Source organism: Amphritea sp. (assembly GCF_050300915.1).
Classification (GTDB): domain Bacteria; phylum Pseudomonadota; class Gammaproteobacteria; order Pseudomonadales; family Balneatricaceae; genus Amphritea.
The window spans coordinates 22,534-44,703 of the sequence record NZ_JBNKYN010000019.1 but is presented as its reverse complement, the minus strand read 5'-3'; the positions used below and the strand labels follow the sequence as shown (position 1 = coordinate 44,703).

General features: G+C 50.9%; 19 protein-coding genes. 4 read left to right on the top strand and 15 right to left on the bottom strand.

Translation table 11 applies throughout. The features are described 5' to 3' along the window. Positions 1–68 precede the first annotated feature (68 nt). The 11 genes from ACQY8X_RS07325 to ACQY8X_RS07275 all read right to left on the bottom strand — a co-directional run bounded on the left by ACQY8X_RS07325 (position 69) and on the right by ACQY8X_RS07275 (position 12,948). Complete coding sequence (locus tag ACQY8X_RS07325) at positions 69–869, bottom strand: hypothetical protein (RefSeq protein WP_428034493.1); 801 nt, start codon at positions 867–869, stop codon at positions 69–71. A gap of 300 nt (positions 870–1,169) precedes the next feature. Next, entirely contained in the window at positions 1,170–1,811 is a 642-nt protein-coding gene (locus tag ACQY8X_RS07320) for a hypothetical protein (RefSeq protein WP_428034492.1), read from the bottom strand. Next, positions 1,808–2,374 carry a dCTP deaminase gene (gene dcd, locus ACQY8X_RS07315; protein ID WP_299199611.1) on the bottom strand — a complete coding sequence of 189 codons (567 nt, stop codon included), beginning with the start codon at positions 2,372–2,374 and terminating at the stop codon, positions 1,808–1,810. Before dcd ends, ACQY8X_RS07320 begins: the two co-directional genes overlap by 4 nt. A 131-nt stretch (positions 2,375–2,505) precedes the next feature. After that, positions 2,506–3,318, bottom strand: a complete 813-nt coding sequence (apbC, locus tag ACQY8X_RS07310) for an iron-sulfur cluster carrier protein ApbC (protein WP_428034491.1) — start codon at positions 3,316–3,318, stop codon at positions 2,506–2,508. A gap of 176 nt (positions 3,319–3,494) precedes the next feature. Beyond that, a complete protein-coding gene (locus ACQY8X_RS07305) occupies positions 3,495–4,028 on the bottom strand; it encodes a DUF3299 domain-containing protein (protein WP_428034490.1) in 534 nt (177 codons plus the stop codon). A gap of 22 nt (positions 4,029–4,050) precedes the next feature. After that, positions 4,051–5,310: an ABC transporter permease gene (locus tag ACQY8X_RS07300; protein ID WP_428034489.1), complete on the bottom strand. Its 1,260-nt coding sequence runs from the start codon at positions 5,308–5,310 to the stop codon at positions 4,051–4,053. Then, positions 5,307–6,047 carry an ABC transporter ATP-binding protein gene (locus tag ACQY8X_RS07295; RefSeq protein ID WP_428034488.1) on the bottom strand — a complete coding sequence of 247 codons (741 nt, stop codon included), beginning with the start codon at positions 6,045–6,047 and terminating at the stop codon, positions 5,307–5,309. The genes ACQY8X_RS07300 and ACQY8X_RS07295 overlap by 4 nt, the downstream gene beginning before the upstream one ends. Then, the gene (locus ACQY8X_RS07290; RefSeq protein ID WP_428034487.1) at positions 6,032–6,565 is read right to left on the bottom strand and encodes a DUF2796 domain-containing protein; all 534 of its coding nucleotides are present in this window, start codon (positions 6,563–6,565) and stop codon (positions 6,032–6,034) included. The genes ACQY8X_RS07295 and ACQY8X_RS07290 overlap by 16 nt, the downstream gene beginning before the upstream one ends. A 238-nt stretch (positions 6,566–6,803) precedes the next feature. Continuing rightward, positions 6,804–10,262 (bottom strand): acyl-[ACP]--phospholipid O-acyltransferase, encoded by a 3,459-nt coding sequence (locus ACQY8X_RS07285; RefSeq protein WP_428034486.1) that lies wholly within the window; start codon positions 10,260–10,262, stop codon positions 6,804–6,806. A 228-nt stretch (positions 10,263–10,490) separates the two neighbouring features. Then, entirely contained in the window at positions 10,491–11,594 is a 1,104-nt protein-coding gene (trmA, locus tag ACQY8X_RS07280; protein WP_428034485.1) for a tRNA (uridine(54)-C5)-methyltransferase TrmA, read from the bottom strand. Positions 11,595–11,697: 103 nt separating this feature from the next. Then, positions 11,698–12,948 carry an HDOD domain-containing protein gene (locus ACQY8X_RS07275; RefSeq protein ID WP_428034484.1) on the bottom strand — a complete coding sequence of 417 codons (1,251 nt, stop codon included), beginning with the start codon at positions 12,946–12,948 and terminating at the stop codon, positions 11,698–11,700. A gap of 477 nt (positions 12,949–13,425) precedes the next feature. On the opposite strand from ACQY8X_RS07275, the gene metG reads away from it, so the two are divergent. From metG to ACQY8X_RS07260, 3 genes are all read left to right on the top strand, one after another. After that, entirely contained in the window at positions 13,426–15,471 is a 2,046-nt protein-coding gene (gene metG, locus ACQY8X_RS07270) for a methionine--tRNA ligase (RefSeq protein ID WP_428034483.1), read from the top strand. Between the two features lie 194 nt (positions 15,472–15,665). Next, on the top strand, positions 15,666–16,130 hold the full coding sequence (locus ACQY8X_RS07265) for a CYTH domain-containing protein (protein WP_428034482.1): 465 nt from the start codon (positions 15,666–15,668) through the stop codon (positions 16,128–16,130). A 4-nt stretch (positions 16,131–16,134) separates the two neighbouring features. After that, complete coding sequence (locus ACQY8X_RS07260) at positions 16,135–17,118, top strand: serine/threonine protein kinase (RefSeq protein ID WP_428034481.1); 984 nt, start codon at positions 16,135–16,137, stop codon at positions 17,116–17,118. Positions 17,119–17,229: 111 nt separating this feature from the next. On the opposite strand, the gene ACQY8X_RS07255 is transcribed toward ACQY8X_RS07260, so the two are convergent. The 4 genes from ACQY8X_RS07255 to ACQY8X_RS07240 all read right to left on the bottom strand — a co-directional run bounded on the left by ACQY8X_RS07255 (position 17,230) and on the right by ACQY8X_RS07240 (position 20,562). Then, positions 17,230–18,135: a diguanylate cyclase gene (locus tag ACQY8X_RS07255; protein WP_428034480.1), complete on the bottom strand. Its 906-nt coding sequence runs from the start codon at positions 18,133–18,135 to the stop codon at positions 17,230–17,232. Positions 18,136–18,301: 166 nt separating this feature from the next. After that, positions 18,302–19,462 (bottom strand): type III PLP-dependent enzyme, encoded by a 1,161-nt coding sequence (locus ACQY8X_RS07250; RefSeq protein WP_428034508.1) that lies wholly within the window; start codon positions 19,460–19,462, stop codon positions 18,302–18,304. Between the two features lie 140 nt (positions 19,463–19,602). Next, entirely contained in the window at positions 19,603–20,211 is a 609-nt protein-coding gene (locus ACQY8X_RS07245; protein WP_428034479.1) for a CBS domain-containing protein, read from the bottom strand. A gap of 96 nt (positions 20,212–20,307) precedes the next feature. Then, the gene (locus tag ACQY8X_RS07240) at positions 20,308–20,562 is read right to left on the bottom strand and encodes a DUF1127 domain-containing protein (protein ID WP_428034478.1); all 255 of its coding nucleotides are present in this window, start codon (positions 20,560–20,562) and stop codon (positions 20,308–20,310) included. Between the two features lie 164 nt (positions 20,563–20,726). Here ACQY8X_RS07240 and ACQY8X_RS07235 point away from each other — a divergent pair, with 164 nt between their 5' ends. Further along, complete coding sequence (locus ACQY8X_RS07235) at positions 20,727–22,160, top strand: PLP-dependent aminotransferase family protein (protein WP_428034477.1); 1,434 nt, start codon at positions 20,727–20,729, stop codon at positions 22,158–22,160. Positions 22,161–22,170: the final 10 nt, after the last annotated feature.

The following is a 22,170-nucleotide window of genomic DNA, read 5'->3' as shown; positions in this document are numbered from 1 at the left end:
TCAGCAAAGCCCGTTACGAAAAAACCATTACCAAAGGCCCGCCACAGCCACTACATACCAGCCTGCACTCAATGAATAACCGGGTTCGGGCCATCATCTTCCGGCAGTAAGGGATGACCACTGCTGTCACTCCCCAGCACGCCCCGCTCCACCGCCAGCTCTAACAGCTGCGAGACAACCATCTGCGTCAGATGAGCACTGACAATCATACCGGCAGGTGGATCACCCTCAAACATTGCCTCATCCACCATCCCATCACCACGTAATCCCAACAGTAACGGATTCTCATCCACCAGCGGCGCCAGATCATCGGGAGCAAACAGCGAGTACTCTGAGGCAACCTGTAGCGCCAGGGCGTAAGCGTTCTGATGAGAGTCGGTTAAGCGCTCAGCGAAGGCCGCCTCAGCCCTATTCATCACCCCGGTGAGAAGGCTCTGACCGGGCAGCACAAGGTTCTCACGAGCAGTTTCAGAGAGACTGTAGTCCACTTCTGCGGCACGGGGCTCAGGCAATGCCAGCTCTTCAGCCTCCAGCATCAGCCGACCGTTATCATCCACAACCAACCAGCCCCGTTCCAGCGCGACATCCATCAACCCTTCCATCATCGCCGCAGCAATATTGGCACTAATAATCATGCCAACACTGGGATTATCCCGCTCTTTCTCGCTGGCAATAAGGTTACCACGGCGAGCCGCCAGCAGCGTCGGATCTTCAGCAACGATCCTGGCCAGCTCATCGGCACTCAGATAAAGCCGCTCATTACAGATCTTCTCGGCGGTTGTGTAAGGGTAACGACCCGCTTCCCGCTCCATCTGCAACAGATAGTCGGCTCGTACCTGCTCTATCAGTGTTGTCAGTCTCTGACTCATCTCTGTCTCCACACTGCAGCTGACCACAGCTTTTACCTAAATTATTTTAGCTTATCGCCCCTAATAATCGCCAATCTATAACCTATACTTAAGTTCACACCCGCTCAGCCGAAGCTATATTAAGAGGCAGGAATCGTCAGCAACACAGGGCCAGATTCCAGACCTCTATGGATCAATACAATAAGAGGATGGACCATGTTTAGTCAGATACCCTGGAGCACGTTTACTGGCGAAGAGGATGAGGAGGGGAGCATCTACATACTGTCAGATAACTAAAGCAGCCACATCAATGCGGCTGTATCAGTGATAGATGAGTCCAATCGGACTAATCAGATTGCGCTGCTGATCAAAACAGTTGCGCAACTCTGACAGCGGCCGCAGCACATAATCTTCCGGATCCACCGGCAGATCATACCAGTCCAGGGTGGAAACCCGGGTCATAAGGTCGTATTCGCCAATTAAAGCATCCAGATAGATCATCACCGCTTCAATACGCGGCTCCATCTCCAGCGATTCAGGCAGATCCTGCATATAGATATCCAGATGGTAACGTCCGGACTCTATCCGATAACCAAACCAGAACTCATCCAGCTGAAACTGTTCATCGCCAAAGTTAACCGTGGCGGGCACCGGATCATAGCGATTGTTAAACGCGACAAAACTGATTCCACCGATATCGGGTGCAGCACCAACCAGCGTTAACACTGAGCTGATCGATTCGGGATAGCCATCACAGCCGAAAATCATCTCAACGCTCCCCTCCCCCTCATCCCGCTCGAAATGAAAGGTCAGGTTAGCATCAATGCTTCTCAGGCTTTTACTGTATTCCAGTAGCAGTGTTTCATTATCAAACTGATTCTCTGACTCACTGGTCAGCAGCCGGTCAATGGTCTGCTCAACCTGCTGCCAGAAACTCTGGATCTTTTCGCTCGGTTCAATCATGTACGGGGAACAACCACTCCGGTCTGCCCCTGATATTTGCCATCACGGTCTTTATAGGACGTTTCACACACCTCATCAGCCCCCAGGAAGAGCATCTGAGCCACACCTTCATTGGCGTAAATTTTCGCCGGCAGCGGCGTGGTATTAGAAAATTCCAGCGTCACATGGCCCTCCCACTCAGGTTCAAGCGGGGTCACATTGACAATAATACCGCAACGGGCATAGGTGCTCTTACCCAGACAGATGGTCAGAACATCGCGGGGAATACGAAAATACTCAACCGTCCGCGCCAGCGCAAATGAGTTTGGCGGAATAATACAGACATCAGACTTTACATCAACAAAGCTGCCATCATCGAAGTTCTTCGGGTCGACAATGGATGAGTTGATGTTAGTGAAAATTTTAAATTCGTCAGCACAACGAACATCGTAACCGTAGCTGGAAGTACCATAGGAGATCAGTCGTTCTTCACCACGGCGACGCACCTGACCCGGTTCAAACGGTTCGATCATGCGCTGTTCGAGTGATGTGCGGCGAATCCAGCTATCTGATTTGATACCCATCTTTTCAGTTCCAGTTATAGGTTATATTGTGCGGCCGCACATAATATCGTTTTTGCCAAAAAAAAACCGCATTTTCAGAAAAAAAATGCGGTCGCCAATCATCAGAACCCAGAGGTCAAAATGAGCACCTGTTAGTCCTGACTGATTGAGATATTCGGCATTGCCTGTTGCACACCTCGACGGTCGTTCAGTGCCGCAACCACCTGACGCGCTGTTGAACGGTAGATCGCAGATTCAACCCCCTCAGGGTCTGCCACCAGCGTCGGTCTGCCACCATCAACCGCCTCGCGAATCGACATTTTAAGCGGTAACTGACCCAGTAAAGGAGCGCCATATGTACGGGACAGGCTCTCACCACCGCCACTGCCAAAGATCTCCTCAGTATGACCGCATTGGCTGCAGATATGCACGCTCATATTTTCCACAATACCAAGCACCGGAATATCCACTTTACGGAACATCTCGATCCCCTTACGGGCATCCAGCAGCGCGATATCCTGAGGTGTCGTTACAATCACTGCGCCGCTGACCGGCACCTTCTGGGAGATCGTCAGCTGTATATCACCGGTACCGGGCGGCATATCAATAAAGAGAAAATCAAGATCTCCCCAAAGGGTCTGAGTAACTAACTGCTGCAACGCACCACTGGCCATCGGACCACGCCATACCATCGGCTGCGAGTCATCAATCAGAAACGCGATCGACATCACTTCCAGACCATGTGCCAGCACCGGCTTCATGGCATTTTCACCGGAGGGCTCCGGACGGGTTGTCGGCGCAACACCCAGCATCGTCCCCATACTAGGGCCATAGATATCCGCATCGAGAATACCCACACGATAGCCTTCAGCTGCCATCGCCAATGCCAGATTAACCGTCGTGGTAGATTTACCCACCCCCCCTTTACCGGAGGCGACAGCAACAATATTCTTAATATTTTGCATGAAATAACACCTTAGCCTTTGGCTTTACTGTGCGTATAAACAATAAAAAGCATTAACCAACTATAATAGTCAGGTATTATGCATGAAGCGATAAAAAATTTCCATGAACAGAACCGCAAGCGTCATCAACCAAAGCTCCATATTCAGCATGCTGCCACGGCTTAAGATCTATTCAGCTACTCTTTATACGCTTCAACCTTAAAGGCCTCCATCGTGTACCCAGAGGTGCCAAGTTCGTGCACTGTGGTTTTAACACTGAGTTTACCGACAACCCAGATCGCATCGAAGAGGTTTTCTACATTCACGCCCGGCGCAAAGCTGACATGAATAATCTGATTGGAGGGCGGGGGTGGAACATGGATACAGGCTCCAAAATAGGGTACCAGAAAAAACTCAGATACCTTCATCCCCTCCTCCACCAGCGGAACGACAAATCCGGGAATACGGACCATCTTACCATCCATCTCCGGAACAACAGGTGCCGAGCTTAACGCCTCCATCATCGCTTTGAGCTTTATTTCAGCCATGGGATCATAATCATCCAGTGATGAAAACTGACTGGTATCAAAGATTGCCAGAGGTGAATAATCCGCAGGCATTAAAATATCCCAGTCAATTTTCTCAACTGGTTCACCATTAACGCTCTCTGCCCTTACCGGTGCAACACAGACGATGACCAAAAAAGACAACAGCGCCACTATTTTTTGCATTACTTTCCTCATTTACCCATTATTACAACCGCACCGTCATACCATCGGCGAGGCTATATCGATAAGCCCCATAACCCGGTAACAAACCGCACAACAGCCCCATTATAAAGACGAGCGATAGCAATTTAAGTTCATATAATCCAGGTAAACTTAACGCCAGAAAGAGCCCGAAATGTGTTTCAAGAAAAGGAATACAGATCCACAGCCCGCCATAGAGAAACATTAATGCCAGGATAATACCCGACAACGTCAGCCCTCCTGTTTCCAGCACTAACAACAGACAGATCTGCAAGGGCCGTGCGCCAACCGACCGTAAAACGGCCATCTCCCGGCGGCGCTCATTTAAGCTGGTCAACAGTACTGTCAGCATACCAAACAAGCCAGTAGCGACGACAAACCCTGAAATGACCAACAGAGTACTTTCAACCATACCCAGCATCCCCCAGAGTTCCTGCAAGGCTACCCCGGGCAAAATGGCCTGCAACGCCTCCTTGCGGTAGTTATTTATAGACCGCTGCAACTGAAAAGTCGACATTTTTGACTTTAATCCAACCAGAATCGCAGTAATTTGCTTTGGCTCCAGCTTGCGTTCAGACAACGGCGTCTTGCCCCCGGAGCCCGGTATATAACTACCCGACTGCCAGTCGATATGGATAGCCTCTATGGCGGCAAGGCTGACATGCAGGGTGCGATCCAGCGGCGTTCCGGTTGGTTTCAGAATGCCGACAACGGTAAAGGGCTGATCTTCATGCTTACTGAAGCTGGTATTGCCGGTGCCATGGCTAATCACCACTTGCTGCCCTAACTGATAATGCAGCTGTTGCGCCACTTCGGCCCCCAATACTACATCGTGCAGCGCTGCAAACGGTTTACCGTCACTGAACGCTAGCGGGTGTTTGCGCCCATAGCGGTAGTATTTAAAGTAGTCGGCAGTTGTACCCAACACCCGATAACCCCGATGCGAATCACCCAATGAGATAGGGATGGTCCACTCAACTTTTGGCTGAGAAGCGATCTCCTTGTAGCTCTGCCAGCTGATATTATTGGTGGCATTGCCGATACGAAAAACCGAATAAAGCAGCAGCTGAACAGACCCGGAACGCGCACCAACAATCAGGTCGGTCCCCGAGATGGTGGAACTGAAGCTCTGTTTCGCTTCCGTTCTGATTTTCTCGACCCCCAGCAACAAGGCAACGCTGACGGCAATGGAGATCACCGTCATTATCGCCGTCAGACGCCGGTTGTAGAGGCTGCGCAGTGCCAGCATCAGGATAACGTTCACAGGCGCTCCTCTGTTTGATTAATATCACCCAATGAAATTGACTGAGTAAAATGCGTTTCCAGTGAACGATCATGACTAACAAACACAAGTGTACTGTCAGACGCATCACACTCACTGATCAGCAAATTAAGAAAGTCATCACGACTATCGCTGTCCAGCGCCGATGTTGGCTCATCAGCGATAACCAGTTCAGGACTACCCATCAACGCTCTGGCGACAGCAACCCGCTGCTGCTGGCCGATGCTAAGTCGTGTAACGGCTCTGCCTTGCAACACATCCCCGATGATACCCAGGTGCTCAAGCAGGTGCATCGCGGCTTTATCGAGCGACCCATAACGCGCAGTTGCCCGCGCACTGCGTCGCTTTGAAAACCGGCAAGGCAGCATGACATTATCTAACACCGAGAGATAAGGAAGCAGGTTAAACTGCTGAAAAATCAATCCTATATGGTCTGCTCTGAAGTTGTCACGCCAGGCACTGCTCTGTCGCTGCAACTCCTGCCCCAGCACTCTGACAACGCCTTGCTGGGGGACATGTATTCCCCCAATCAGGTTCAGCAACGTACTCTTACCACTCCCGGAAGGGCCTTTCAGAAAAATCCGCTCTGAAGCAGCAATAGTCAGCTCAGGAATATTCAGAACAGGCGGACTGCCTGGCCAGCCAAACACAATATTATCAAGCCGAATGACAGGGTCCGCTATAGCGGCCAGCGGCGCGGAACTTAAAATCGTATCCATCTGTTGTCTTTATCCAACTGTTGATAACCCTGACCAGAAGGGCCAATGAGCTGTACCTGTAGCAGTTTCATCTGCGGGTAATATTTAAACAGTTCAACCGAGAAACCGTTCAGGTGTTCTGGCGACCCGCACTGGAACTGATAAGACAGCTGTAAATCACTATGGCTATGCCCCTCATGATCGTGATCTGCTTCATGATCGTGATCAGCGTCCATCATGGTTGTATGAACTTCCGCCAGATCCGGCAGACAAGCGCTCCCCTCTGGGAAAGCAAACAACGCTTCCGGCTGTTTCAATTGCCTGATAACAGAATGCAGAGTGGCTCTCTGCTGTTCATTATCAGGTGCATGCTCGAAACCGACGATATCAGCCGCTGGCGAGTTAATCTCTATCTGCAGCGTATTACCTTCCAGCACCACAGCCATACTTGCTTTGCCGTGTTCATGGCTTTCGAACTGCCGTTCAATCCCTTCTGCAGCAACAACCGGTGCAATCAGTGATAATAATATTCCACTCAACAGCCTCATTTTCCATACCCTTCGCTATGACAAAAAAATCAATGTTACAATATAACATATCTAAAAGGTAATAAATTGAACTGGCCCGAAAAACACGATCAAACACAACACAGAAAGTACAAGGCACTTTGACCGGGCTTTTAGCAACAAACGGATATGAAAGTAACAGCCAGAAAACCAGGAAAAACAACAGAGAAGAAACCGGGTCTGTTGAGGACCCGGCTTATAACGATAACCGCTAAGCTGAAGCTAACAACTGTTCAGCAACCGACTTAGCTTCCGGGTAGTTCGTTTTTCCACTGCCCAACAATGGAATCTCACTCACCCGAAACACCTTCGCCGGCAACATCAGTGGCGGGAACCCCTGACTGGTCAGATAGCTTCTGAAGCTGTCCGGGTCAACATCCGCATCCAGCAGCAAAATAATCTGCTCACCTTTACGCTCATCCGGCAGATTAATCGCGACCAGTGAGGCCTCGTCGTCTGCAAGATGCTTTCTCACCTCCTGCTCGACAGCTCCCAGACTAATCATCTCCCCACCCAGCTTGGCAAACCGGGAGTAGCGATCAACAATCGTGAGAAATCCATCCTCATCCAGATGCCCCTTATCGCCACTTTTATACCAGCGCAGGCCATCCATTTCGACGATTACCTCGGCGGTTTTTTCCGGATTATTCAGATAACCTTTCATGATCTGGGTGCCCCCAATCAGAATAAGACCATCTTCTCCGGTTGGCAGCTCCTCCAGAGTAACCGGATCAACAATACGGAAAGTCGAACCCGGCAGTGCCAGCCCCACCGTGCCGGGACGGCTTCCCACCTGAACAAACCAGCCATCCACCGACAGATGATCCGGCAGGTTAACACTGGCAACCGGCGTTGTCTCTGTAGAACCATAACCCTCAATAACCGGCACTCTGAAACGGGCTTCGAACGCCTGCTGCACCGCTGGGTCGAGTCGCTCAGCACCCGCAACCGCCACCCGGATAGACTGAAACATCAATGGATGAAGCTTCTTACTGCGGGTGTAGAGACGCAGAAATGTTGAGGTTGCACAGATCAGGGTTGCCCGGTATTTAGTCACCCCTTTACCGATATTTACCGCATCGGTTGGGTCCGGATGACAGACCACAGGCAACCCCTCTATGAGCGGCAGGAAGGTGGTGACAGTCAGACCAAAGGCATGAAACAGCGGTAACGTCGCCATAATGCAATCATCTTCACGGACATTCAGCACATCAGCAATCTGACGCAGGTTGGCGAGAATGTTCCGGTGACTGAGCATCACCCCTTTAGGTGCACCTTCGCTACCGGAAGAAAACAGGATCGCAGCGGTATCCTCCAGCTTCGTGCCCGCTCCAAACCACCACTGCAACAGAGTGGTTGGCAGCACACTCAGCAAGCCCATTGTCGCCAGCGCTTCGGTTTTACCAATCCCGGCCTTGAGGTCTTCCATATAGATGACCTGACGCCCCGCAAACAGCGCGTCAGGGTCAAGCCCACGGGCTTTAAGTTTGTTAACAAATTTATGCGCCGTGACAACCGTCTTTACCTCAGCCTGTTCCAGTGCTGTCAGCTGTGCCGACTCAGTCGCGGTAAAATTAATATTTACCAACGTCCGTCCGGCAAACAGCGCCGCCAGATTGGCAATCGCTCCGGCACTGGAGGTTGGCAACAGCAGCCCTATGCGCTGCCCCGGTGTATTCTTCAGCCGCTGGCTAAATAACACCACAGCGGTCAGTAAGCGGCGATAACTTAACGGTTCCCCCTGAGCATCGGTGATCGCCATATCCGACATAGCACTCTTTGCACTATGAATAAAACTCTGCGGCAGCGGCAGAAGTGTGCCGGTATAGCGTTCCCAGGTATGAATCGACAGCTCAGTGACTTTCTTTTTAACCTCGGATGCAGTGCTGCGAACCGACATCGGCTGACCATAAGCAACGATCACATCACGCTTCAGGCCGCCCCGGCGAATCATTTTCATCTTATCGGTGGAACGGGAGAAACGGCTACCCCATAATCCGCGCAGATAAAAAGGAACAATAACCCCTTCAGCCTCTTCACAGGCACGCTCAAAACCCTTTTTAAACTCACCGATCTGACCGGTGTGACTGATCGCCCCTTCGGGGAACAGACACACCACTTGTCCAGCACTGATCAGCTCACCGACCGTTTGCAACGCCTCACGACTATGACCACTGGAGATCGGAATCACCCGGTACATCGACATAAACCATTTCAGATACCAACGCTCATAGATTGAACGCTCCATAACGAAGTGAATATGACGGGGACAGGCCATCTGAATCATCGCCCAGTCCAGCCAGCTGATATGATTACCCAACAGCAGCACCCCCTGCCCAGCGCGGGGCAGGTTTTCAAACCCCAGTACCTGCAGGTTGTATTTACGCTTGATCAACCCCGCCACCAGCACCCGCACCAGCGCTTGTGGCAACATCCTGATAGCAAATAGCGCGGCGACAACAGCCATCAAAGCAAGCAGCCAGAGCAACCATAGACCATCAATCCCGGCCCAGGCGAACAACACGGTCAGTGAGAGAAAGCCGAGCATCGCTATGTTCTGAATGAAATTACTGCCCGCCAGCACCTTGCCGGTCTCTTTGCCACTGGCATTGAACTGAATCAGTGCCTGTAACGGGACATTCAGCAGCGCACCACAGAGACCGATCAGAAAGAATGCCATCGCCTGATAGAGCACCGAGGAAACCTGCGGCAACAGCACCAGCCCTGCCGCTACACCAGCGGCCCCCAACGGGATCAGGCCGATATTGATATAATGGGGCGACCAGCGTCCGGCCAGCACCGAACCCACCATAATCCCCACACCCGCCAGTGCCATAGTACCCTGAATGATAAAGGTGTTATGGATGCCATGATGAGACTCAGCCACCGCAGGAAACACCGCCAACATCACCTGGCTCACCGACCAGAACAATGCCACTCCGATAATGGATAACCAGATAGTCCGGTTATGGTAGATCATCGACAAATTACGGGTCAGCGTCTTACCGCTGCGGTAGGCCTGCCAGTCATAGCGAACCTGATGGTCTGTTTCACGGGTTTTCGGCAAGCGATACGCCAGCACCAGCTCAAACACCGAACCGATCACCAGCAACCAGCCTAACGGCGCTATCATCTCCAGGCTTTGCTCTGGCGAGAGTTGATAGGCACCATCCACAAGAATTTCAAACAGCAAAGAAAAGACGGCAATACCGGACAGAATAGCCACCATGGTAACCGCCTGAACCCAGCCGTTACCCTCCGTTATATTCTCTTCGCCGACTAACTCACGAATAAAACCGTATTTAGCGGGCGAGTAAAACGCGCTTTGCAACGCCAGAATAAAGGTGAGCGCAAAAGCGGCAATAAACCACCCCTGAAAATAGCACAGTGTAATTAACAGGGTAGCGCCAACGGCAGCCCAGGCGGAATATTTCATCACCCGGTTTTTCGGGTATTTATCCGCAAGAAACCCCGCCGGGGTAAATAGCATGATGAACGGCAACAAAATCAGTCCATTGACCACCGCCGTCAATACGATCTGCAGATCACCGTCATAGGCTTTAAACAGTGTGTTTTGGATAATAATCTTATGCCCAAGATCGACAAAGGCATTAATAAAGGCGATGGCAATAAACGCCAGAAAGCCATTGATGCGAAGAAGTGCTGACATCCTACTCTCCCTGATAGAACGATGAGGCAACTGATAATGCCGACAACAGGGTCACCGACGCTGAAATTTTAGTTCTGAGCATAATACTACCTCCCGATAAAATGATCTCGAAAGTATCTTTTTATCGTTCAGGCAACACTATCTCCGCAACAACCGTATCAAATTATAATACTTTAAGTGCTAAATACCCGATCAACCACGACAACATTCTTACGCTTATTTATCCCTTTACGCCCCCTGTTTGCGCGTCAGATAAACACCACACTCCAGATGATGGGTATAGGGGAACTGATCAAACAGCGCGAAACGTTGCAGCCTGTGGGTAAGGGTAAGCTGCTTCAAGTTCTCATGCAGGGTTTCCGGATTGCAGGAGATATAGACAATATTATCGTACTCAGCCACCTGCTTAACGGTTTCATCATCCAGACCACTGCGTGGAGGGTCCACCAGCACAGTACTGAAATTATAATCAGCCAGATTAACACCACTCTGCTTCAGTCGACGAAACTCACGCACCCCCTGCAACGCCTGCGAAAACTCCTCGCTGGACATCCGCAGGATTTTCACATTATCAACCTGGTTAGCGGCAATATTATACTGCGCGGCATCGACAGAGACTTTGGCGATCTCGGTCGCGATGACCTTATCGAAGTTTTGCGCCAGCGCCATAGTGAAGTTGCCGTTACCACAATACAGCTCCACCAGATCCCCTCCCGCATCACGGGTGACATCCAGAGCCCATTCCAGCATCTTAACGCACACCCCTCCATTGGGTTGGGTGAAGCTGTTTTCCACCTGTTTATAGATCAGTTCACGGCCACCAACCGGCATCCTCTCCAGTGCATAATCCTGATCCATTACGATCTTGGTTTTACGACTACGGCCGATAAAATGGATACCGAAATGATCTTTGAGCTTTTTCGCCTCCTCAATCCAGGCCTCATCAAGTGCTTTATGGTAAAGCAGACTAACAATCACCTCACCGGACAGCGTGCTGAGAAAATCCACCTGAAACAGGCGACGACGCAGCAGCTCATTGGGACGCAGATAATCCAGCAGTTTAAACATCACCTGCTGAATCGGCTCAGAGACCATAGGGCAGGTTTCCAGGCGGCTATGCTGATGCTTATCGCCGGGCTGGAACATCACATAGTAGAGATCATCACCTTCGTGCCAGACACGAAACTCGGCGCGCAGGCGATAGGCTGTTTTTGCCGACTCAAACAACTCAATGCCGGGCAGACTGAAGTCAGCAAACTGCTGTTCGATATCAGTTTTTTTTTCGCTCAGCTGAGCATCATACTGGGACGGATCAACAACAGGCAGCGCCATCTAAACCTCGGAATTTTGCAACAAAACAGGCCGCGCATTCTATCAGCCTGCCCCGATCACTCCAAGCATTCCCTTATTTTTAGCCGCCGACGCCGGGATCGGTTTAAAAACCACTGCCAGACCCGGAATAGAGTTGCGATGCAAAATCTTCAGACATCTGCTGCCAGTGAGACAGTTTGTTCTGCAACCCCAGACGGGTGACATATTTTTCGCTGACCTGACTACTGATACGACAGTCATTAATATTGACCACATCAGGCAGAATGGAGTCCGCCAGATGTACTGCGGTTAGCGGGGTGAATTTTTCACTCGATGTGGCATTGGGATTGGAATGATAAAGCACCGCCTCTACCACCTCCGGCGGCAGGTTCCAGAGCCCCAGCATATAGGCTCCGACCTCCATATGGGTGACTCCCAGCCGGAGTTTCTCAATTGCATACAGCGGGTGATTCAACCGTGCCGCTTCCTGAAGCACCTCACTGTAATGATCAGCTTCACGGGTTGCGATCACCAGCATGCCAATATCCTGAAGCAGTGCCGCCAGAAACGCCTTATCGGCAATGTCCGCATTAACACGCTGCTCTCGACAGATCGCCCGGGCAAACCGGCCAACCACCATGCAACGATCAAAGAGGTTTTCGAAGGAGAATCCCGCCCAATTCCGGTCCTGTGGAAAATGTTCAAATATGCGCGAGACCAGAAACAGGTCGCGAATCTGCCGCACCCCAAGAATCACCACCGCATCTTTGATTTTAAAAACCTTACTACTGAGAGCAAAGAAAGCAGAGTTCACCAGCTGCAGGATTTTCGCACTCATCGCCGGATCACGCTCGATGATGGCAGCAATTTCGGCTGCACCGTTGATATCCGATGCCAGCGCATCGTTCAGCGCGACGTAAACCCCCGGCAAAGAGGGCAACCGCTCAATCGCACCGACATACTCCCTGACCGCCGGTTTATTACTTGACTGAATCAGCCGCAGACTCTGGCCGACCTCATGAAACAGTTCGGTAACACCCGAAGTAAACAGCAGTGAACGATGACAAAGCTCAGAGGCTTTAGCTACCTGATAGTTCTGCAGCCCATCATTCAGCATAATCCGGATAATGCCTGGATGCTTCGCCACAACCTTGCGCAGCCAGTTGTAACGAAACTCAAAATCATCCTGACTCAACTGAACAACGATAACCTGATAATCCAGTCTGCCGAGCATCTCCATCGCCTGTTCAGGCTGTTTAGCCAGGTCGATAGAAACCTTGCCTTGCAGTTCTACCGGAACATTGTTCAGATCAGCCAGCGGCTTACCGAGCCAAAGTACCGCAATCTGATCTTCCTTAAGAATATATTCGAACATAATTCTCTCCATCTGTTCACTAGAGCGACTCCTTCCACTCAACTCCATAACCTACTCACCCTCTGTCCAGTGGCAGGCGAAACAGATCTGTGTCTTAGCAAAAATTTTCAGTTTATCCTGAGCATGCCTCTAGCCTTTACTTTAGTACAAAGCCAAAAGACTCAGTATAGCCTTAAATAAGCGGCACTCCCTGAGTGAAATACCCAGAACTGAGGTCAAGAACAAGGTCAGAAACCGGCATCTCAGGAGAATATCCCGACCCGCTGTTCAAGCCCAATCTAACAGCCTTAAGTAGGTTGTAGTCCTTTTTAAAAAAACTGTCTACGCAGTGTTACCCACAATAGTCATAAAATGAAGCCCGGGGATTCCTTTCTATTCATCCACCGCAGACAAAAAATCCCCACTCCTTGCTGTAATTTCAGTCATTTAAGAGTAAAATTTCGCGCTTATCTCTGCAACCTAGACCTGCTCTGAATCATGACTGACACACAACGTAAGATTCTTGTTACCAGCGCTCTGCCCTATGCCAACGGCCCAATTCATCTGGGCCACCTGGTAGAGTACATCCAAACTGACATCTGGACCCGCTTCCAGAACCAGCGCGGCAACCACTGCACCTATGTGTGTGCGGATGATGCCCACGGCACCCCTATTATGCTCAAGGCAGACCAGATGGGGGTTACACCAGAACAGCTGATCAGTCAGGTGAGCCAGGAACACCAGCGTGATTTCGCAGGTTTCATGGTGGGCTTTGATAACTACTACTCCACCCACTCTGAAGAGAACAAGCACTTTGCCTCGCTGATCTACACCCGTCTGCGTGATGGCGGTCATATCGCTAAGAAGACGATCACCCAGGCGTACGATCCGGAAAAAGAGATGTTCCTGCCAGACCGCTTCGTTAAGGGCGATTGTCCGAAGTGTGGCGCGCAGGACCAATATGGCGACTCCTGTGAGGTTTGCGGTGCAACCTATAGCCCGGTTGAACTGAAAAACGCTTATTCTGCGGTATCCGGCGCCAAGCCGATTGAAAAAGAGTCTGAACATTACTTCTTCAAACTGGCCGACTTTGAAAACACCCTGCGCAGCTGGGTCGACAGCTGCGTGCAGGAACAGATGATTCATAAACTCAATGAGTGGTTTGAGTCGGGACTGCAAAACTGGGATATCTCCCGTGACGCACCGTACTGGGGGTTTGAAATCCCTGATGCTCCGGGCAAGTATTTCTACGTCTGGCTGGATGCCCCTATCGGCTATATGGCCAGTTTTAAAAACTGGTGCGATAAAAACGCCGTCGACTTCGATGAGTACTGGAACGAAGCCTCCGACACCGAGCTGTATCACTTTATCGGGAAGGATATCGCCTACTTCCACACCCTGTTCTGGCCCGCCATGCTGGAAGGGGCGGGTTTCCGTAAACCGACTAAAGTGTTCTGCCATGGATTCCTGACGGTTAACGGTCAGAAGATGTCCAAATCCCGTGGCACCTTTATTATGGCGGAAACCTACCTGAAGCACCTGCGCCCGGAATATCTGCGCTACTACTTCGCAGCGAAGCTGGGTTCCGGTATCGATGATATCGACCTGAGCCTGGATGATTTCCGCATGCGGGTAAACGCCGACCTGGTCAACAAAGTCGTTAATATCGCCTCCCGCTGCGCTGGCTTTATCCATAAGAAGTTTGCAGGCCAACTGGCTGACACACTGGCAGAGCCTGCCCTGTATGACGAAGCAGTCGCGTCTGGTGAGCTGATTGCCAACGCCTATGAAGCCCGTGAATACGGCAAAGCGATGCGGGAGATCATGCATCTCGCTGATAAAGCCAACCAGTATATCGATGCCGCTGAACCCTGGGTGCTGGCAAAACAGGAAGGTAAAGAACAAGACGTACAGAACTGCTGCACCATGGGCATCAACCTGTTCCGGGTGATCATCTCCTACCTGGCACCGGTCCTCCCTCAGGTGGCTGAAGACACTGCCGCGTTCCTGAATATCGACGGTTTTGCCTGGGATGCCGTTAAAACACCGCTGCTGAATCATAAGATCAACAAGTTTAAACCGCTGATGCAGCGTATTGAGGAAGACAGCGTTAACGCCATGATCGAAGACAGCAAAGCAACCCTGGCAGCAATCGCCGCGACGACACCGGCAGCGCCTGTAGCAGTGAAAACAGAACTGGAGAAAAATCCGGTCGCGGATGAGATTACCTTTGATGACTTCGCCAAGGTTGATCTGCGGGTTGCCCGCATCGCGAAAGCGGAACATGTCGAAGGCGCCGATAAATTGTTAAAACTGACATTGGATCTGGGTGGAGAAACCCGCAACGTGTTTGCCGGTATTAAGTCCGCCTATAACCCGGAAGACCTGGAAGGAAAGCTGACCGTGATGGTGGCTAACCTGGCTCCGCGTAAGATGAAGTTCGGTATGTCAGAGGGTATGGTGCTGGCGGCAGGCCCGGGTGGTAAGGATCTGTGGATTCTCGAACCCCATGAAGGGGCTCAGCCCGGCATGCGGATTATGTAAGAGTGTCCCTGGTATCGAATTACTGCGTTGCAGATTAATTTCTGATTGCTCATGTACAACAGTACACTCCGAATCATGAATTAGTCTGCGCCTTGTACTCCAACACCAATGACTACTCTTAACGTTATCTTTAATGGTTTGTCTTAGTTATCCTGAAAGGCACTTTGTGAGTGCCTTTTTTATTGGAGTCTGAAATGGCGCAGGAAATTGAACGCAAGTTTCTCGTAAATATGGATAAAGTCGACCTGCCAGCTCAGGGACTGACCATCTGTCAGGGTTATATCAAGACCGCTGATAAAACCACGGTGCGGATTCGCATTATGGGTGATAAAGCGTTTCTCACCCTTAAAGGCGAAACTAAAGGGATCTCCCGCAGTGAATTTGAATATGAGATTCCGGTAAGCGATGCCCGGCAGATGCTGAATGAGTTATGCACCGGCCCGGTAGTGGATAAGACCCGTTATCTGATCTCCCATAAAAGTCACCTCTGGGAACTGGATATCTTTGCCGGAGACAATCAGGGGCTGGTCGTCGCAGAGGTCGAACTGGACAGTGAGGATGAGCAACCTGAACTTCCGGACTGGGTGACCGAAGAGGTTACCGGCGACAAACGCTATTACAACTCCAACCTGCTCACCCACCCTTTCAAGAACTGGTAACCCGATGACCACACCACACCCGTTTGAACACCTGACACCCAGTTTTATTCAGGACGCCATTGAAAGCCTGGGGTATCTCTGCGATGGACGGGTATTTGGCCTTAACAGCTATGAAAATCGTGTCTATCAGGTCGGTATAGATGAAAGCGAGCCATTGATCGCCAAGTTTTATCGTCCGAATCGCTGGAGCCGGGAGCAGATTCTGGAGGAACACCAGTTCTGCTTCGAACTGTTAGCACAGGAATTACCCGTGGTCGCCCCTCTGGTTCGCGACGGCGAAAGCCTGTTTACCTATGGCGACTTTATGTTTGCCCTGTTTCCCCGCAAGGGCGGTCACGCGCCCGAACTGGATAATATGGATAACCTGTTTACCCTGGGCCGGATGCTCGGCCGGATTCACACTATCGGTGCCAGCCGTCCGTTTATCCACCGTCCAGAGATCGATATCGCCAGCTACGGACACGAAAGCGTGCAACTGATCAGCGAACAGTTCATTCCGGCGGAACTGAAAACCTCTTACGATACCCTGACGGCCGACCTGCTAAAGCTAATGGAGGAAAACTGGCAGATCTGTGAACCGATCAACCGCATCCGGGTGCATGGCGACTGCCATATCGGCAATATGCTCTGGCGCGATGACGCCCCACATTTTGTTGATTTTGATGATGCCCGTATGGCACCCGCCATTCAGGATATCTGGATGCTACTGTCAGGCGAACGAGAGAGTCAGCAAGCACAGCTCTTGGAAATCATCGAAGGATACAGCGAGTTTTGTGATTTCAATCCAGCACAGCTAAGACTCACCGAAACCCTGCGTACCCTGCGAATTATGAACTACGCCGCCTGGATCGCCCGCCGCTGGGAAGACCCGGCCTTCCCCCATAACTTCCCCTGGTTCAACACCGTACGCTACTGGAGCGAACATATCCTGGAACTGAGGGAGCAGCTATTCGCCCTGCAGGAAGCACCGTTACAGCTGTATAACTAGAAGCGCTTTTCAAAAAGCTCTGCTAAGCAGCGCATCGAACAGACGCATGTTATCTAAGCCGAAAATCTAACCAAGTAGTCAGGTCGGGCAATTCAGATAATACACAGCGTTTTACTCATCGCCGGTAATCTGATTACCACCCTGCTTTTTAGATTGCTGAAGACAGATCTCAGCACGACTGAACATCGACTCGGCGCTATCCTCCTCTCCCGTCAGGGTAGCAACACCGATACTGACGGTAAAACGCACATCGGTTCCCGAATGCGGTGCTGACAGTTCAGACACCATATGACGTACCCGCTCTGCGGCCAGGATGCCCTGCTCAGCGTTGGTTTCCGGTAACAGGATGGCAAAACCATCTTCGCCGACCCGGGCAAGGAAATCTGCGGTGCGTTTCAGGCTATTGAGGGATTCAGCTAAACGCTTGAGAATCTGATCACCGACATCCCAGCCTCGCTGATCATTGATCAGTCTCAGGCTATCAATATTGATCAGCATCAGGCTGCAGATCCAGTCATAACGTACGGCCTGGGCGATAGATTGCGCCAGCACCGGCATCAGCGCCCGACGGTTGTACATGCCAGTCAGCAGATCGCGTTGTACCTGAGAGTTCTCCCGCTGGGCCATTTTGCGCCGGCTGATATCCTCAATACGACAGACCACACTGGGCTCATCACCAGCAGATGGAGCCATCCGTACTTCAACCCAGCAGGACTCAACCATCCCTTGCTGTTGCAGGAAGACGATCTCGGTCGGGTCAAACAGAATCTCTTTCACCATTAGCTGATTCAGGCTTAAAGACTGATCAACCATTCCCTGTAACAACGAAGCAATCGCACCGGGGAAAAGGTCGCTGAGGTTTTTGCCTATCAGCAGTTCGCTGCCTCCCCAGGGGATCGGCGATTCATTATGAGAGGAGAAAATGATGTTACCCTGCTGACTTAAAATCAGCACATCTTCAGACAGGACATTGAGCAGGGCATCAATACGGGTTTGAAGAAGGTTGGCATTTTTCATTCGTCACTCCACAACAGATAGGTGTCAAAAATTGGCTGTAAAATCGCTAACAACTCCCTCCTTATAACATAGGCGAGAGAACTATCTGAAGGGGCGGTTACCATTCTGTGTAGATAAGTCAATTTTAATGAAAAAAAACCCGCCGAAGCGGGTTTCTGATAACTGATTATTCTATACAGTAACACTTCAGCGGCGGAAAGCCGTTGAACTCAACCGAGCTGTAACTGGTGGTATAAGCACCGGTCGAAAACCAGTAAAGCCGGTCACCGATCTCAAGTGAGAGGGGCAGCTCATACTTATAGTTTTCGTACATAATATCCATGCTATCGCAGGTTGGCCCCGCCAGCACAACCTCTTCACCCTCACCTTCGCGTTCAGTTTCCAACGGAAACTTAATCGCCTCGCCCAGGGTTTCGATCAGGCCATTAAACAGACCGACATCGGTGTATACCCAGCGGTTCAGGGCCGTATGCGATTTGCGTGAAATCAGCACAACTTCACTCACCAGCAAGCCGCTGTCACCCACCAGAGAGCGACCCGGTTCGAGAATGATCTGCGGAGGGTTATCGCCGAAATCTTCCATCAGATAACGGGTAATCTCCTCACAGTAGACCGAGAAGTCGTTCGCCTTAGTCAGGTACTGGGCAGGAAAGCCCCCGCCCATGTTGATCATACGCAGCTCGATACCACACTCTTCCCGCAGCCGCTCGAAAATGACCTTAACCTTAGCAATAGCCGCATCCCAGACATCAATAAGACGCTGCTGCGAACCGACATGGAAAGAGATGCCATAAGGCTCCAATCCCAGCTTTTTCGCCAGAATAGCCAGATCAAGCGCCATATCCGGGTTACAACCAAACTTACGGGACAGTGGCCAGTCAGCGCCCTCTGCACCTTCGGTCTGGATACGAATATAGATACGGGAGCCAGGAGCATACTGGGCAATGTTTTCCAGATCGGCTTCTGAGTCAGTGGCGAACAGGCGCACACCCTTGTCGTAAAAATAGCGAATATCATCACGCTTTTTAATCGTGTTGCCATAACTGATGCGATCAGGCGATACGTTATGCGACAACACCTGATCCAGTTCATAGATGGACGCGATATCAAAGCTTGAACCCAGTTCTGCCAACAGCCCGACAATCTGAGGATGTGGGTTAGCCTTAACCGCGTAATAGATCGAGGCAAAGTCAAAACCGTTCTTCAGTTCCTGATATTTTTCTGCAACGGTTTGCAGATCAATCAACTGGAAAGGAGTCTGATACTGATCGGCAGCTTGCTTCAGGCGTGCCCATTTTTCAGCAGAGATATGATCCGGCAATTTCATCACTATTTTTACCTGTACTCCTGCCGGTATCTCCGGCGGAAAGAGGAGTTATTCACTCCATTAGAAAACGCGCAGTATAGTTTAAACGCACCCTCTGTAAAGTGAATTTTCATGCTCAGACAATATATTTTTACTTATAATTAAATGATCAGTTCGCTGCCCTGCGTTATGATTTTTTCTATCTCTGCGAAGGACTTCGCTTCGTACATTATCTCAAACCCGACCTTGAGTTTACGGGAGATATCGCTGGCAGAAATGATGCCCCGAATACGTCTGATTCCCAGTTCGGTCTGATCAACAACCAACAGATGCTGATCACCTGAATTTTTCAAAGTGAGCATAATATCGCCAATTCTGGAATGGCTGATCTGATCAAAGGTCAGTGAACGCAGATACTGCTTTTGCAGCATAATATGCCCTACATTCACCTCATCCCGGGTGACACCGTGGTTTTTCATATGAACGATCACTTTGCTGCCCGCGATATCCTGGGCACTGATGACCCCCACAAACCGACCTGCCAGCGTGATAACAAACAGCATACGCACATGCTGGCTTTTCATCCGTTCCAGCGCATCATCGACGGCAACACCTTCGGTCACTGTGATCGGCACGGTCTGACTAAAATCGGTCATTACTTCGCTGGCGGGACTTCGCAAACTGATCGGTTCCTGATTTACCTCTGGGGTAAGCAGATGCTCAACATCACAATTATCCTGCAAACGTAAAGGGTAAAATTCCTGAAACACAGGCACCTCCGGTTGTTATTTTTATATTGTAGCTACAGGATAGTTCTGTTTTGCGATGCTATGCCAGTTTCTGCCGGGATATAGCTCCTTAAACCATTAAAAACTCAGACAAACTGTCAGCCCCAGTCCGGCAATAAACACCAGTGATACAACACTGTATGTGATCAGTAGGGGGTTGTTATCACCATCCTGATGTACTGAACAGTCCCAGAACGGCCGACGCGCCTCCCGCAAAGCCTCTGCGCGGGTCAGGCCAATGTCACTAAGCGCCCGGGCATCAAGTTGAGTGAGTAAACGTCTGCTGTAATAGGTTTGCCGGTATTGCTTTAACCGGGAAAGAATTTTGCACATGATGAAGCCCTCCATATTCAGAGCTTCAGTTTATGAATATTTCTGATACCATTACAGATTCACCAATAAATACATAAAGCCAGCACAGATCTGAAAATGCTTAATCTGTAATGGTTTAAACACAAAAATCTGTACTGTTTTTTACACTGTAGCGGGACATTCTGATGAAACTGTATGAGCAGGTAGCAACAACCCTGAAGGACCGGATCGAACTGGGCTATTACCACGTCGGTGATAAGCTACCCTCAGTGCGGGGTTTAAGTCAGGAACACGGCGTCAGTATCTCCACCGTACAGGAAGCCTATGGCCTGCTGATTGATGATGGCGTAATCGAATCGCGTCCCAAGTCAGGCTATTACGTACTGCGCCGACAGGCCCCGCCAGAACTACCCGCCACCAGCAGCCCGGCCCCTCAGCCACTGGTGGTAGCCCAGTGGCAAAAACTGCAACATATGATCAATGAATATGGCAGCCCGGCCACCACCAAGCTGAGTCTGGCACTACCCGACACCCGGGCAGCCACCCTGAAGCCATTAACCCGGCTGATGTCCGAACTCAGCCGCAACGCCAACAGCCATGTGCTTGATTATGAACTGGCAGCAGGCTCTGATCCGCTGCGTCACCAGATCGCCCGGGTAATGGTCGATTCTGGTTGCCGCGTTCATCCTGACGAGATCATCATCACCTCTGGCTGTCAGGAAGCTCTCTCCTGCAGTCTGCGCGCAGTGACTGAACCGGGTGATATTGTGGTGGTCGACTCCCCCAGCTTTTTTGGCTCAGTCCAGGCGATCAAAATCAACGGCGTCAAAGCCCTTGAGATACCCACGCATCCGGAGACGGGAATCTCTCTGGAAGCGCTGGAGATGGCATTTGAGCAGTGGCCGATCAAAGCCTGCCTGCTGACACCAACCAACAATAACCCGCTCGGTTATTCCATGCCGGACAAAAATAAACTGCGCTTGCTGGAACTGCTGAACCGCTACGATGTGCCGCTGATTGAGGATGATGTGTACGGCGACCTCAGCTACACCCTGCCACGACCTAGAACCATTAAATCGTTTGATACTCAGGGTCGGGTGATCCTCTGCTCCTCATTTTCCAAGTCAATCGCCCCAGGCATCCGCGTCGGCTGGATCGCCCCCGGTCGTTATCGGGAGCATATTATGATGGTAAAATACCTCTCCAGCCTTTCCACCCCCAAACTGACGCAGATGGCGGTGGCTGAATTTATCGCCCAGGGCTATTACGAAAAACACCTGCGGCGGGTTCGACGCGACTATCAACGTGACCGCGACGCAATGATCGGTTGGTTAAAGCGGGAGATGCCAGAAGGCACCCGTATCAGCTACCCCCAGGGCGGCTATCTGTTATGGGTGGAACTCCCGGATCAGATTGATTCGCATGAGCTGAACCGGCGTGCTAAAGAGGAAAGCGTCAGCATCGCCCCCGGCACACTGTTTTCCGCCTCGGGTAAATACCGGAACTTTATGCGCATCTGCTGCGTTAACAGCTCCAACCCGGCCCTGGAAAAAGCGGTGACGATATTGGGTCGTTTATGTAAAGAGATGCTGGCAACCGCTCTGCTGCCTGAGGAGTAGACCAATACAG

Coding starts and splice junctions, on each gene's coding strand:
- ACQY8X_RS07325 (WP_428034493.1), bottom strand. CDS start 869: ATGAGTCAGAGACTGACAACACTGATAGAGCAGGTACGAGCCGACTAT.
- ACQY8X_RS07320 (WP_428034492.1), bottom strand. CDS start 1,811: ATGATTGAACCGAGCGAAAAGATCCAGAGTTTCTGGCAGCAGGTTGAG.
- dcd (WP_299199611.1), bottom strand. CDS start 2,374: ATGGGTATCAAATCAGATAGCTGGATTCGCCGCACATCACTCGAACAG.
- apbC (WP_428034491.1), bottom strand. CDS start 3,318: ATGCAAAATATTAAGAATATTGTTGCTGTCGCCTCCGGTAAAGGGGGG.
- ACQY8X_RS07305 (WP_428034490.1), bottom strand. CDS start 4,028: ATGCAAAAAATAGTGGCGCTGTTGTCTTTTTTGGTCATCGTCTGTGTT.
- ACQY8X_RS07295 (WP_428034488.1), bottom strand. CDS start 6,047: ATGGATACGATTTTAAGTTCCGCGCCGCTGGCCGCTATAGCGGACCCT.
- ACQY8X_RS07285 (WP_428034486.1), bottom strand. CDS start 10,262: ATGTCAGCACTTCTTCGCATCAATGGCTTTCTGGCGTTTATTGCCATC.
- trmA (WP_428034485.1), bottom strand. CDS start 11,594: ATGGCGCTGCCTGTTGTTGATCCGTCCCAGTATGATGCTCAGCTGAGC.
- ACQY8X_RS07275 (WP_428034484.1), bottom strand. CDS start 12,948: ATGTTCGAATATATTCTTAAGGAAGATCAGATTGCGGTACTTTGGCTC.
- metG (WP_428034483.1), top strand. CDS start 13,426: ATGACTGACACACAACGTAAGATTCTTGTTACCAGCGCTCTGCCCTAT.
- ACQY8X_RS07265 (WP_428034482.1), top strand. CDS start 15,666: ATGGCGCAGGAAATTGAACGCAAGTTTCTCGTAAATATGGATAAAGTC.
- ACQY8X_RS07260 (WP_428034481.1), top strand. CDS start 16,135: ATGACCACACCACACCCGTTTGAACACCTGACACCCAGTTTTATTCAG.
- ACQY8X_RS07255 (WP_428034480.1), bottom strand. CDS start 18,135: ATGAAAAATGCCAACCTTCTTCAAACCCGTATTGATGCCCTGCTCAAT.
- ACQY8X_RS07250 (WP_428034508.1), bottom strand. CDS start 19,462: ATGAAATTGCCGGATCATATCTCTGCTGAAAAATGGGCACGCCTGAAG.
- ACQY8X_RS07240 (WP_428034478.1), bottom strand. CDS start 20,562: ATGTGCAAAATTCTTTCCCGGTTAAAGCAATACCGGCAAACCTATTAC.
- ACQY8X_RS07235 (WP_428034477.1), top strand. CDS start 20,727: ATGAAACTGTATGAGCAGGTAGCAACAACCCTGAAGGACCGGATCGAA.